Below are 13,090 nucleotides of genomic sequence, written 5' to 3' on the forward strand. Positions count from 1 at the left end.
TAATCACAAAAGTCTTTGACTATAAAAAATCTGTCGCAGCTAACCTCCATTCTGTTCAATCCCAAAAATGTCGTATTTTTGATATTAGTTTAAATCAATCATTGTATCATTTGATAATGACAGAAAACAACCAAAATATAATTAGGGAGTTCCATAGCATATTAGCCATGAAGTACCCTTATGTAAATCACGAAAATTGGTTAAAACTCCAAGACATTTCGATAGTTAAAAACATTGGGAAAAATGAATTGATATTTCGGGCTGGAGACTATTTAAACTATGGCATTTTCGTTGTTGAGGGTTGTCTAAAATTATTTTATTTTGACGAGAACGGATTGGAGAGAATATCGACATTTACGACCAAACATGAATACATGGATAATTGGAATGACATTCATCGGAATAGACCGTTGCCGTATTCTATCAGTGCGCTTACTCCGAGTACAATTATCCTTTACCCGCTTGAGAAGATGGTTGAGATATTCAAACAAGAAGCCGACCTACTACAGCTCTGTGTAGACTTGTCTCAACAAATCATTCAAAAGAAACAAGAGCATTACACTGTCCTAACTTTAAAAACGCCTTTGGAAAGATACGCCTACCTTTTAAAACAGAGAAATGAATGGATTTCAGATATTTCTGTAACCAACATAGCGCAATATCTACACCTAAGTAGAGAAACCGTCAGTAGGGTGAGAAATAAAATAGTAAAGGGATAAAACTTCTTAATAAGTACCAACATATTATTAGACTTTACCAAATTCCAATGCCAAAATACCACCGATAATAAGGACTGACGACGGTATAAGTATTCTATTCAATAAAAGATTTCTAAATCATCTGTTGATCATTTTTAAACTTGATACGCCTACACCAAGTGCTGTAAATCGGGGTCGTTCTTGATACGCTCCATTTCGCTTTCCACAATCTGCAAAACGTCCACTTTGACCTGCCTGTAATTGGCTTCAATGACTTGCTTCATATTGTCGTTGCCGTGTTCATCTGTAAAGGATAATATCTGCGGTATCTTCTTATAGGCTTTGGTTTCAGCAGAAACCTTTTCGTTATCCACAACAATTTCAGCATGAAAGATTTTCTGCTCGATGCGTTCATCGAAGTTGTCCGATACCGCACCAACAAACATACCCTGTGTGAGCGTGGATATTTTGGATGCAGGTATAAGCGTATCCAATTGTGTCGATATGGATGTCGATTTATCATTGCGATTAATAGTAAGGCTTTGGCGTTTCTGCAACACTTTTCCAAAGCGTTCACTTAGATTTTTGGCTGTTTCGCCAATCACTTGACCAGAGAAAATATTGCCCACGGTATTTTGGATGACCTTGCTTTCCTTGTCGCCGTAATCCCTTATCAATTGTGAATAGTCTTGAAACCCTAAGCACACGGCGACCTTATTGCTACGTGCCGTTGCGATAAGGTTGTCCAAACCCCGAAAATATATCGTAGGCAACTCGTCTATAATAACGGAACTCTTCAACTTGTCTTTCTTATTGATGAGTTTTACAATCCTCGAATTGTACAATCCCAAAGCCGATGAATAGATATTTTGACGGTCGGGATTATTACCCACGCATAAGATTTTCGGTTCTTGGGGGTTGTTGATGTCCAGTGAGAAATCATCTCCCGTCATCACCCAATAAAGCTGTGGCGAAATCATCCGTGACAATGGAATTTTTGCCGATGCTATCTGCCCCTGCAACTGGTCTTGCGCTCCGCCCTGCCACGCATCCATGAAAGCTGAAAGATAGTTTTCAAGTTCGGGATATGAGGTCAGTATCGTAAATAGGTCTGCGTATTTTTTATTCAGCAATTCAATAGCATGGGGAAACGTGCAATACTTTCCGTCTTCATAGATTTTCAGAAACCAAATGATTGAAGCAAGCAATATAATTGGGCTTTCCACGAAAAAATCCCCTTGCTTCAAAATCCACGACCTGTTGAGGTTCAGCATGATGGTGTAAGAGGCTTCGTAAGCATCGGATATATCCGTCATAAAGGCAGGGCTTAGCGGATTGCATCGGTGGCTTCGGCGTGGGTCGTCAAAATTGATAACATAAAATTTCGGCTTTACCTTATACTTAGCGGAGTGTTTCAGCAGATGGTTGTAGGCAATGGTGGAAAGGTCGTCAAACTTGAAATCGTAGATATACATCGCAAACCCCTTTTCGATATGTTGCTTGATGTAGTTGTTTACGATGGCGTAGGATTTTCCCGAGCCGGGAGTACCAAGTACAATCGAGGCTCGAAAAGGGTTGACGATATTAATCCATCCATTGTTCCACTTGCCCTTGTAAAAAAACTTTGTGGGAAGATTGACCGAGTATTCATTTTCTATCAGACGGGTTTCCTGTTGGAAGCTCTCGTTTTCATTATTGAAAACATCGTCCATCAGATTGTTGCGGAGTAGTCGGCTCATCCATACCCCTGCCATGAGCAAGGCTATATATCCCAAACTCGTTGTAAGGATATAAAGCGATGTGGCAACCCCTGCCGACAGCTTTAACAATGGCGTGTTCAGAAAGAACAGCACAAAGCCGATAACTAAGGCGGTGTAAATCTTAGCCCACGTTATCTTTTCATTCTTTACGCCCTTAGTGCCGAGACAGCTTAACGCCAACAACAGCAATGCAAAAATCTTGGTGTAAAGCGTGTGTGAAAAAAGCCCTGCGGTACGGTTGAAATTGGTCAGTATCTTGCCGATAATTTCCAGTGTCCACCCACGTTCGGCAAAGAACCCGTAACAGAACCAATAAAAGTGCATCAGTACCAAAAGAATACTTACGGCACGCATAAAAGCCATGATTTTGGCTAATCCTCTCAAATCGTCTTCTCCCTGCATAACGAAAAAATTTAATGATGCAGGAAATTTAGAGGCTATTTAAAAGGGCTTATCCAAAGCGGTGTCGGATGGCTTTTGGTGGCTTTGTTTGACAGTGTTTTAAAACCACAATGACCAAGATGTTAATCCTGGTCATTGATGGTTAAAGAAAGTTATTGTTGTCTTCCCCGTTTTCGGTGTTTCTTCTTTTTCTTCATACGGTTGGCAAATGCCTGTTGTTAGACATATTCGGTGACAAAAAATGAGAATAACTTTAGATATTGCGTTCAACCTGCAATTTTTATGGTCACATGTTAGGAACTATCTTTTTATTCTTTTTTCATTTTCTTTATTAAGTCATCAAATTCAATGTCTGCCCAGTCTTTTTTCCATTCTGTTCTAAAATCAATGTCATTAGATGCAGGTTTGTCGGTCAATTCTTTTATTCTTACAATTGTCGGAATTGGAATACTGTCACCAAGAATTAAAGCTTCTTGTCTTTCAAGGACTGGTAAAGTGTCTGTAATAGCACTAACACTATCAGGCATTAGTCGTTTGACATATTGTTGGTCTGTGGGATTTGTTAGTCGCATTGCAACAAAGTTGTTGCATTGTGAAAAAATCGTTTCAGAAATTTCGGATGGTCTTTGACTTACAATCATTAAAGACAATCCGTATTTCCGTCCTTCTTTTGCAATTCTTTCAATTGATTTTTTTACAGAATGATATTTTGCACCTTGACTTTGCGGAATGTAATTGTGTGCTTCTTCCAAAACCAATAAAAACGGAACTTCTTTTTCATCTTTGATACCTTTGTAATAAAAACAGAAGTCAAAAACTAAACGACTGATAAGAGAAACAACAAGACTTAAAACTTCAAACGGAATACCGCTAAGGTCAATAATTGTTATATTATTTTTGTCTGTTTCGTAACCAATAAACTGTTTTAAAATATCAGAAAGGTCGTCTGTTTTGTATTCTGAACCGTCTACTTTCTTTGGTTTTAAAAGAAAAGCCAATCGTTCATCATTCAGTTTCGTTTCTAATCTCGGAACAAACCTGTCAAACTCGCCCGCATAAGGTCCGGAATTAATTTTTCCAGTCGATTTGTCTTCAAACTCTATTATTTCAAAAAGTTGAAACTCGTCTGCCACGTCTGCAACTTTTATTTTTATTTTTAGTTCTCCTGTTTTGGCATCTTTTGTAGCATTGTTGTGATTTGAAATGTATCGGTACACTTCATCAATGCTAAAGTAAACAGGCGTGTCATAATTTACCTTTGTCAATGTAGAGTTATGACGTTTCTTGTTTAAGGTTACTGCATTTTTAAACTGTGAGATTTGATTATGTGAATTGCTTTCAGAACTTTCAATAAACATTTCTTCTAATTCCTCTGAATTCATTAACCAATACGGAAGAATTAAGTTGTTTACGTCAAGTTTTTTTGATTTAGGGAATGCTGGTGAATATTCTCCGTGTAAATCAAAAAGAATAATGTGTGAATTATTTAAAATACCTTTTTTTGTTTGGTCGTTTGTTGGTTTGATGCCTTCTTGTAAAATTCTGGCAACTGTTCCAGATTTACCCGAACCAGTAGAGCCAACAACTGCAATGTGTTTACTAAAGAATTTATCTCCATCAACAGCGATGCCAATGCTGTTGTTTTGAGCTAAAGAAGAAAAAATGAATTTTTTATCTTCTTTGGTGGATTCATAAATACTTTTTAAAACAGAACTGTCCGCAATAGAAACTTGGTTTGGTGGTATCGCTATTTGTTGTCCGCCACGTCTGAATTTTCCTTCCGCATCTAAAAATCCAATTGGTTGAGCGTCTAAAATAAAAGTTGGTTGTTTAACGACTGTTTCGCCACCAACATTGGTTTCTTTTATTTTGAAACTTTGGACTAACGCAATGATTGACGTATTTGAATCGTCTGAAATTTTTAGATAACTTCCGATTGTAAAATCAGAAGTGTCAGTTTTAAATTTATCTGCATCAATAACCTCAATTTGGATTAGGTTAGGTGCAACCGTTAAAACTCTGAATATATCACTTATTGTTTCTGACATAACTAAATTTATTTGGTTAATACTTGAAATATTTCTGCAAACGTTTCGCAATACTTATAATCGAAAAATTGCCCTGTGGAAAATTGATTAGACACCTCGTTTTGGGAAAAGCATATAAATACTGTTGGGGCTTCAATAGTTTTAAAGTTGGTATCAAAAGTGTTTTTTGAAATCAGTTTAATCAAATAAGATGAGTTTGTAATTTTAGCTCCATTGTTTGATTTTGTAATAACGGGTTTAGCATTGAATATTGTTGACGAAAAATTTATGTGTTCAAAGCCATCATTAAATACGGTGTTACTTTTTATCAGCTTTGACTTAATTTCTTTTAATACTTTTTCATCGCAGTCTAAAACCAGTGAAAGAGGCTTTGCGTCTCGTAATGCAGAGTTTATTTTGTAGTATTTTGCAATAAGGTTTTCAATAAATACTTCAACAGGAAGTTCTGTATTAGTAGCTTCAATAATTTCTTTCCCTATTAAAATTATTTTTGCTCGTGACGCCTCAAGTGCTCTCGTAGATTTTAGATTTTGAGAGAGATTTTTTAAGTATTCCTTTTTAGAGCGTAGCTTGATAAACCATTCGTTAAACAATCTTTTTTTTGTGTTAATTCCTTTTATGAAATCTCCTTTTGTAATTTTTCGTTGATTCTTTTGTTTCTTAATTGCCTTGTCGATAACAACACGCAATGCGTTATTATAATACAAAGTGTCCGCCTCAAAATCCGAACTACAATTGAAATGCGTTTTTAACTTTTGAATTACTTCTTTTTGTTGAGTGTCAAATTCTTTACCAAAAACAAAACTGAATTTTTCGAGAAAAGCATTAAGCTGTTCATCCGTTATATTTTTTTCTATGTGATGTTGTTTGTTGACTTTTTTTTCTGTGTAGGTTAAAATTTCTTTGAGTTTTTCAAGGTCTATATTTGGTTCTGTTCCTTGAGATTCATGCTCAAAGTGTGCATATAAAACGTAGTTTAAAGAATTGGTCGTGTTGGTAACAAAGTGGTCAAGCATTAGGGTTATAGGTTCTCTGACTGCCGAGTTAATAAATCGTGGTTTTGATAAGTATTTGCACTGAATCGTTGTTACATCTGTCGCCTTGTTGATGTCAATATCTTCGATGCCCTCAATTGTAATTGAATCTGTGTCCGATGCCAGCTCCAATAATTTCAATATTGAAGTGTCAAATTGGTAGTAATATCCCTTAATTGTGGCATCAGCCGACCTTGTTGTCATTATTTTTTATTTTACTCTTTCCAAATTTAATCTTTAATTTTTTGTCTAATGTTTTTTGATAGAAAAATTATCGATAATTCAAATCGCCGGAACCAAAGAAAAGCTCCTTACATTAGATAGGTAATTTATGCTTTGAAAACTGGATTTTGGCTAAAAAAAATCTGTTACGGTGACAACTATGGATTATTGTAACCTTTTGCGTTTCTTCTTTTTCTTCATGCGGTTGGCAAAAGCCTGTTCCTCGTAGTCTTCGCCCTGTGCCTCCGGCAATAGCCCACCCAATCCATCTATCCATAAATCATCGGTTGGGTGTTCCTTATTTAGAAAATCAAAAAGTGCGTGGGCTTCTTCTTTCTCTACGGCGGTACTGTTACCTGCGGTCGATGACGGATTTTGTGCGTTTGCTTTTTCAGCTTCTTGGCGTTGCCCGACCGCCTGCCCGTTCCACCAATCGTTAAAGACATTAGCCGATAGGTTTTTGCCCAAAGCTGAACCGTTCCAAACGGTACGGCTTTCGTGGTCGATAAAGGTCATACCGTAGATACGCCCCTCATCGTTGCGCCGTACCACGGCATTGATACCCTGTTCCAGTAACTGATTTTTAAAATCGGTTTCGTTTGTAGCGATGTGCATCGCTACTTCAATGGTGCTTTTGAGTAAGGCTCTTACAGGGTCGGCTTTCATTTTCTCCTTAGCCTTTGCAAATTGGTTTTGCAGTTCGTCCAGTCCTGCCTGTTTACCGAAAAGGGATGCCTTAAAAGGATTGCTCGCTTTTTCTCTCTGCTCATTCAGCGCAAAATAGACAAGACCGTTTTTAGGCTGTCCGTGCAGTTCCCCTTTGACTTCCTCTGCCGTAATATTGAAAAGCGAAAGCAAGGCATTGTACGCACCGAGGCTTGCGTACCCGTAATACTTCGGCAGGTGTCGCACCACCGATGCGATTTGGCTCTTAACGTCTCCGGCTCTGTAATCCACCGGACGGAATACCTGCTCATTTCCGGTGCGCTGTTTTTCCGTTGCAGGTATAAGATTGTACGTTTGTTCCAAATCCCGACAGATTGCCATCGAACGTGGATGGTCGTAACTGTCCGGTAGCTTCTTGCCGTCCAAACCCACACAGACCGTTACGATGTGGATATGGGTGCGTTCAATATCGGTATGCTTAAAAACGATATAAGGTTGGTTGACATACCCCATGCGCTCCATATACTCCTGCGCCATTTTTACGAACTGCCCATCGCTGACCCTATCCGCAGGATCAGGGTTCAGCGATATGTGGCGCACAGGCTTTTCCGTTCTGATATTTGCGGACAGATACGGCTCAAAACACTGGTGCAGGTAAGCGGTCGAATAGGTATTATCCAACGTTTCGGGTATTCTGTTCAACAACAGTACCTGTCCGTTTTCGCTGTCAATCGTCTTTTGGTTATAGGAAATAGCACCGTACAAATTTTCGCCCTTGCCAATCTTTGCTATCATCTTATCTGTGTTTTTGCAGGTGTTCTTTTTCAAATTCCTGTGTTAGCTCAATCACTTTCCGGCACAAGTCCGCCATTTCTGCCGTCTGCTTTTCCAGTTTAAAGAGGTAAGCCGATGCCTTTTTTTCCGAGAAATTGCGGTAAAGTATCTTCACGATTTGGTTGTAATTCACGCCAACCGCTCTGAACTGGCTGTAAAAATTGGTAAGCCTCGTATGAAAATCGACTGCATCCATATCAATTTTTACGGTCTTGACTGGCTTCTGAAAGATGCAGGCTGTAATAAAATGTGCCATTACTTTCATTCCCGATTGCTCGAAAAATGTAAGGAATTTGGCATTTTCTTCGTCCGTAAGACGAAATACATAACGGTGGATGCTTGGGTTTGCTTTAGGCTTGCGCCCACCTTTGTTCTGTTCCTTTTTCTCTTTTCCATTCATTATAAAATCCATTTTAATATCCAACAAAACCCCGACTTCGGAGGGTGTTTTAAAGCTCCCTGCAAGGGCAAGTGGTTTTGAGGCACGAAACGGGTTTGGAGTGCCTCAAAACATAACTTGCTCTGTTCGGGTGAACAGAAAATCCGTCCGCCTATCGGCGGATGTGGATTGGGTAAAGCGGAAAAAAACGGCTTTGTGCCGTTCCGCCCATAACTTCCATTCTCCAATGATTTTTCCATTCACCCTTTGCATTTAAGCCCTTACAAAGTAAGGGTAGCTTTTTCAAAGCATTGACCTATCCGTCACGACCAAACATTGCCAAAAAATGCCGTGGATTACCGCTTTAAATCAATGGAACGGAATAACCTGCTTCTTTGCACTATCAGTCACGCAAGCCTGTTTGCAGGCATCCGCTCCCGATGGCAGTTGTGAAAGACGGAGCGCAGGAATGCCGGAACACATGACGGCGTTCCGCTCGGCAGGCAGGAATACCGGACGACATGAAAACTATCCGGTAGCCATTCCATCGGGCAGGACGAAAGGCAAGCCATCGGTCTTGCCCGTGTGAAAGCCGGAATGACGGCACGGCTGATTGAACGAACGATGGCAAGCCCGACAGACGGGATTGTATCAAGACTGTCGGACAGTATGCAGGGATGACAGCCCTGTTCCATGCAGGACGGCAGGCAGTCCACGGAAATAGAAACTTAAAAATAGAATAGAAATGGAAGCAACAAACAGGACAAAATTCATTGCTTTTTCAAGCCAAAAAGGGGGCGTTGGGAAAAGCACGTTTACAACGGTTACGTCAAGCATACTCCATTACCAAATGGGCTATAACGTAGCCGTCTTTGACTGTGATTATCCCCAGCACAGCATCTGTCAGATGAGGGAACGGGATTTGAAAGCGGTCATGCAGAACGAGGTGCTGAAAAAACTGGCACACCGCCAATTTTCCACCATCAACAAAAAAGCCTATCCGGTACTGCAAAGCAAGGCTGACAATGCCCTAACGGATGCGGAAGCATTCATACAGTCCTCGACCGTTCCCGTGGATGTGGTTTTCTTTGATTTAACTGGAACGGTAAACACTTCGGGCTTGCTGAACACACTGGCAGGAATGCACCACATCTTTTCGCCCATCACGGCAGACCGTGTGGTCATGGAAAGCACATTGAGCTTTACCGATGTGCTGACCAATGTCCTTATGAAACAAGGTCAGACCTCCATCGAAACCATACGGCTGTTTTGGAACATGGTCGATGGCAGGGAAAAATCGCAACTGTACGAAATCTACGGCAACGTCATTAACGAGGTCGGACTGCAAGCAATGGAAACACGCATTGCCGATAGCAAACGCTTCCGCAAGGAAAGCGAGGCAACGGCAAAAACTGTCTTCCGCTCCACGCTATTGCCCCCCGACAAAAGATTGATGAAAGCCTCCGGCTTGGACTTGTTCATCAGTGAATTTCTAAGAACCGTCAAACTGTAACCGCTATGGAGAATGAAAATAAGAAAAAGCCGAATGCTCCGATTGACGAGGCATATCTCATGTCCATCATGGCAGGTGAAACAAAGAAGCCCCAACAGGCGGTAGCACCGCAAGAGCCGAGTGCAGAGCCGACAAAGGAAACGCCAACGGAAAAGCCTGTAGCCAAAGAACGTACCCGACATAAGAGGGTTTCCGATACGGGCTATGGCGAGCGTTTCCTCAACACCCACACCATGACACGCCGTGGCGATAAGAGCATCTACATCCGGCAGGAATACCACGAACGGCTTTCCCGTATCGTGCAGGTTATCGGCGAGGATAAAATACCTCTGTACGCCTATTTGGACAATATTCTCGAACATCATTTTGAACAATTCGAAAAAGCCATCACCGATGATTTCAACAATAAGTTTAAGCCCATTTTTTAAAGTATTCGATTATGAACAAGACACAGCAAAAACAACCAGAAAAGATATTACGCAAAGCGCATTACAAATCGGCATTTTTAAGACCAACAGGGGTTGTCGCACGGTGCGGAAAATCGGTCTACATAAGCCCCGATTTCCATAAGAAATTATCCCGTATCGTCTTTCTACTCGGAGAGGGAGAAATTACGCTTACCGATTACCTGCACAGTGTACTGAAACACCACTTTGAGGAGTTCGGAGACGAAATAAAGATTATCTATGTCGACAAGCAAAAGCCAATCTTATAGCTATGGAAACATTGATTGTAATATGCCTTATCATCGTCATCATCCTTTTGCTGAAAGATAAGGTGGTCATCCATAAGAACGTCCGCAGGGAAATAAAGCCGGAAAAGAAAAGCCCCGACCTGCCGGATATTATGGGGCTTCCCAAGCCTGTGGAACGCCACACCCTGCCACCGGATGCCACAAAGAGACAATCGGGCGAACGTGACGGGATAGCTGATAATTTTGGAACAGAAACCTACGGGATAGGTTTTGGATTGGAAAATCCGCAGATTGAGGGAGAGCCGGATGAAGTTTTCGGGAGTATGTCCGATTTTGAAAATGAGGAAGACGAATGGGATGAATACGGGTTTGAGGACAGCGACAATGAGTTTGCCACAGGGGTTACCTTTGATGAACTGACAACCGTGGGGGCATGGTTGGAGCAAGATACACTTGAACCTGCCCAGCAACAGAAAGCGGTGGATATAGTTCAGCGATTACAGGGAACGGAATTGTTAAGTCTGCTCGAAAACTCAATGGATGGGGCTTCACGGAAGATTGCAGAGTTGTTGGACAAGAGCCTCTCCGCCGGAACGGATTTCAGTTCTCCCGATTTGCGGAAAAGTGATTTAGAGGATTTCGACATCGGGGAGTTTGTCTGAAAAGACAGCTCCCCTTTGTTTTTTAAAAGCGTAGAATTTTATCGTAATTAAGTCTGGCTAACTTTCCTTAACCTTTCTATTTCTTTAGTGAGGGTCTGTTTTTCTGTTTTAGATTTGGTTCGCCTAATAGCTTGTTCATAATGCTCAATCGCTTTCGCAATATTGGTTTCCGAATAAAGATAACCTAACAATTCATGATAATAATCATTACCTGTCAAATTTAATTTTTCGGCTTCAATAATTGCCTTTTTATTTCCGTAAACTTTGGCAAATGCAAAGGTTCTGTTTAGTGCTGTTATTGGCGAGTATTCAATTAAAATAAGTTGATTGTAAAGCTGTAAAATATGTTGCCATTTATTTTTGTCTGTTGGTGTGGTGTGCCAATAGGCAATGCCCGCTTCCAAATGATATTTTGAAACTTCATTTCCGATAAAAGCATTTACCAAATAGTAATTTCCTCTTTCAATAAGCGATTTATCCCACAACTTTTTATCCTGTTCATCAAACAGAACAACTTCCCCCTTATCGTCCGTTCTTGCTTCCAAACGTGAGCTTTGAAAGCACATTACTGCAAGCAAGGCATTTGTTTGGGGTTGGTTTGTCAATGGGTTTTCTGTTAACAATAATGTGAGCCGTATAGCTTCCGAGCAAAGGTCTTTTCTGATGAGGTGATTGTTTGTTTTGGAAAAATACCCCTCGTTAAACAGTAAATACAAAGTTTTTAAAACAGTATCTAATCTTGATTTTATTTCTGTTTCGCTTAAAATTTTGATTTGAAAATTATCGTTCCTAAGATTGGCTCTTGCTCTGTGCAGGCGTTTTTTTATTGTTTCCGTTTTGGTCAGAAATGCGTTTGCAATTTCTTCCATACTAAAACCACAAAGGATTTGAAGTGCCAAACAAATTTGAGCTTCGATTGAATTTGCCGGATTGCAAACCGCAAAAATCATTGCTAACTGACTATCAAAGATATGTTGTTCACTAAACTCAAAATCCATTTCTGCTTCGGTTTCGTTGGGTTTGATAGCTTCTTTGATTTGCGTTTCAAATACGGAAACATGCTTAAAATAATCTTTGGTTTTGTTTTTGGCAACAGTATAGAGCCACGCAGTAGGATTTTTGGGTATTCCATTGATTGCCCAATGTTCGGATGCTTTCAAAAATGTATCGCTTGCGATGTCCTCGGCAATTTCAATATGATTTAAACCAAAATGACGGCACAGGACAGCCGTCATTTTAGCATATTCCTGCCGGAATAAGTGTGGTAAAAGTTCGGTATGTGATTTTGACTTAATCACGTTTTAAAACTTCTCTCACTTCGATACTACCGCCTACTTGGTCAAAAATCGGATTGGCTTTTGCCATTTCTACCGCTTCATCAATAGTATCTGCTTTTACCACGATGTAACCGCTGATAAATTCTTTGATTTCGGTATAAGCTCCGTCCGTTACCACGTTGTTAGGCTTTACCGTTTTGGCACTCTCTGCACTTGGTAAAAGCGTATTGCCTTTATCCACTAATTTGTTTTGGGAAGCGATACCTGCCAACCAATTCATTCTTTCCTGCATTTGTTCAGGCGTGGGTTTAAAATCGGCAATGTCTTTTAATCTAAAGATTAACGCAAATTCTTTCATCTTTCTAAAATTTTATTGTTCAATCTAATGACGACTGAGTTCTTGAAACGTGGACAATAATATCCCATTTTTTCTAATGCTAAATTAAAAAAAACATTCTTGTAATGCCACTCAATGCCAATTCATTCCGCTGATTTCCAGTTTCCCATAACGCTTCGATTTCCATAAGACTTTTGTTGCGAAAGCCCGCACGAGGTGGGCAAGTAGTAACAATTTAATTCAGTTAAATCATGGTAAAACAAAGCAAAAAAGTGTTGCTGACAGGCGTTGCGTTCCTGTCGGCATTCGGTGTGTTCGCACAGGGCAACGGCTCGGCAGGTATCACCGAAGCCACGCAGATGGTGACCTCCTATTTCGACCCTGCGACCCAATTAATCTATGCGATTGGGGCTGTGGTCGGGTTAATCGGTGGCGTAAAGGTGTACAACAAATTCAGTAGCGGTGACCCCGATACAAGCAAGACTGCGGCGTCGTGGTTTGGGGCTTGTATTTTCCTCATCGTAGCGGCGACCATTCTACGCTCATTCTTCCTTTAAGCTGGCG

The 13,090-nt window shown here is 40.4% G+C and carries 13 protein-coding genes; 6 read left to right on the top strand and 7 right to left on the bottom strand.

Going from position 1 to position 13,090, the window contains the following annotated elements; translation table 11 throughout:
* Window positions 1-167 precede the first annotated feature (167 nt).
* A complete protein-coding gene (locus tag ACP6L2_RS02315) occupies window positions 168-719 on the top strand; it encodes a Crp/Fnr family transcriptional regulator (protein WP_440507702.1) in 552 nt (183 codons plus the stop codon).
* 149 nt (window positions 720-868) lie between these two features.
* On the opposite strand, the gene mobC is transcribed toward ACP6L2_RS02315, so the two are convergent.
* The 5 genes from mobC to mobA form a co-directional block, all read right to left on the bottom strand.
* Window positions 869-2,860, bottom strand: a complete 1,992-nt coding sequence (mobC, locus tag ACP6L2_RS02320; RefSeq protein ID WP_440507703.1) for a conjugal transfer protein MobC — start codon at window positions 2,858-2,860, stop codon at window positions 869-871.
* A gap of 308 nt (window positions 2,861-3,168) precedes the next feature.
* Window positions 3,169-4,908 (bottom strand): ATP-binding protein, encoded by a 1,740-nt coding sequence (locus tag ACP6L2_RS02325; protein WP_440507704.1) that lies wholly within the window; start codon window positions 4,906-4,908, stop codon window positions 3,169-3,171.
* A gap of 8 nt (window positions 4,909-4,916) precedes the next feature.
* A complete protein-coding gene (locus ACP6L2_RS02330; RefSeq protein WP_440507705.1) occupies window positions 4,917-6,146 on the bottom strand; it encodes a DUF4297 family anti-phage-associated protein in 1,230 nt (409 codons plus the stop codon).
* Window positions 6,147-6,329: 183 nt separating this feature from the next.
* Window positions 6,330-7,625, bottom strand: coding sequence for a conjugal transfer protein MobB (gene mobB / locus ACP6L2_RS02335; RefSeq protein WP_440507706.1), 1,296 nt, complete (start codon window positions 7,623-7,625; stop codon window positions 6,330-6,332).
* A 1-nt stretch (window position 7,626) separates the two neighbouring features.
* Complete coding sequence (gene mobA, locus ACP6L2_RS02340; protein ID WP_090971048.1) at window positions 7,627-8,064, bottom strand: conjugal transfer protein MobA; 438 nt, start codon at window positions 8,062-8,064, stop codon at window positions 7,627-7,629.
* A gap of 724 nt (window positions 8,065-8,788) precedes the next feature.
* Between mobA and ACP6L2_RS02345 the strand changes: the two genes are divergently transcribed.
* From ACP6L2_RS02345 to ACP6L2_RS02360, 4 genes are read left to right on the top strand one after another with little or no spacing between them, the layout of a single operon-like run.
* Entirely contained in the window at window positions 8,789-9,556 is a 768-nt protein-coding gene (locus ACP6L2_RS02345) for a ParA family protein (RefSeq protein ID WP_440507707.1), read from the top strand.
* 5 nt (window positions 9,557-9,561) lie between these two features.
* The gene (locus ACP6L2_RS02350) at window positions 9,562-9,984 is read left to right on the top strand and encodes a DUF3408 domain-containing protein (RefSeq protein WP_440507708.1); all 423 of its coding nucleotides are present in this window, start codon (window positions 9,562-9,564) and stop codon (window positions 9,982-9,984) included.
* A gap of 11 nt (window positions 9,985-9,995) precedes the next feature.
* On the top strand, window positions 9,996-10,271 hold the full coding sequence (locus ACP6L2_RS02355; protein WP_440507709.1) for a DUF3408 domain-containing protein: 276 nt from the start codon (window positions 9,996-9,998) through the stop codon (window positions 10,269-10,271).
* A 2-nt stretch (window positions 10,272-10,273) separates the two neighbouring features.
* Window positions 10,274-10,912 (top strand): conjugal transfer protein TraD, encoded by a 639-nt coding sequence (locus tag ACP6L2_RS02360; RefSeq protein WP_440507710.1) that lies wholly within the window; start codon window positions 10,274-10,276, stop codon window positions 10,910-10,912.
* A 47-nt stretch (window positions 10,913-10,959) separates the two neighbouring features.
* Here the strand turns inward: ACP6L2_RS02360 and ACP6L2_RS02365 are convergent, their stop codons facing one another.
* Window positions 10,960-12,210 carry an RNA polymerase sigma factor gene (locus ACP6L2_RS02365; RefSeq protein ID WP_440507711.1) on the bottom strand — a complete coding sequence of 417 codons (1,251 nt, stop codon included), beginning with the start codon at window positions 12,208-12,210 and terminating at the stop codon, window positions 10,960-10,962.
* The gene (locus ACP6L2_RS02370) at window positions 12,203-12,547 is read right to left on the bottom strand and encodes a YciI family protein (RefSeq protein WP_280567667.1); all 345 of its coding nucleotides are present in this window, start codon (window positions 12,545-12,547) and stop codon (window positions 12,203-12,205) included. The genes ACP6L2_RS02365 and ACP6L2_RS02370 overlap by 8 nt, the downstream gene beginning before the upstream one ends.
* A gap of 230 nt (window positions 12,548-12,777) precedes the next feature.
* Here ACP6L2_RS02370 and ACP6L2_RS02375 point away from each other — a divergent pair, with 230 nt between their 5' ends.
* Entirely contained in the window at window positions 12,778-13,083 is a 306-nt protein-coding gene (locus tag ACP6L2_RS02375) for a DUF4134 domain-containing protein (protein ID WP_045756338.1), read from the top strand.
* Window positions 13,084-13,090 lie beyond the last annotated feature (7 nt).

Source organism: Sphingobacterium lactis, from assembly GCF_051951495.1.
In the GTDB taxonomy this organism is placed as follows: domain Bacteria; phylum Bacteroidota; class Bacteroidia; order Sphingobacteriales; family Sphingobacteriaceae; genus Sphingobacterium; species Sphingobacterium lactis_A.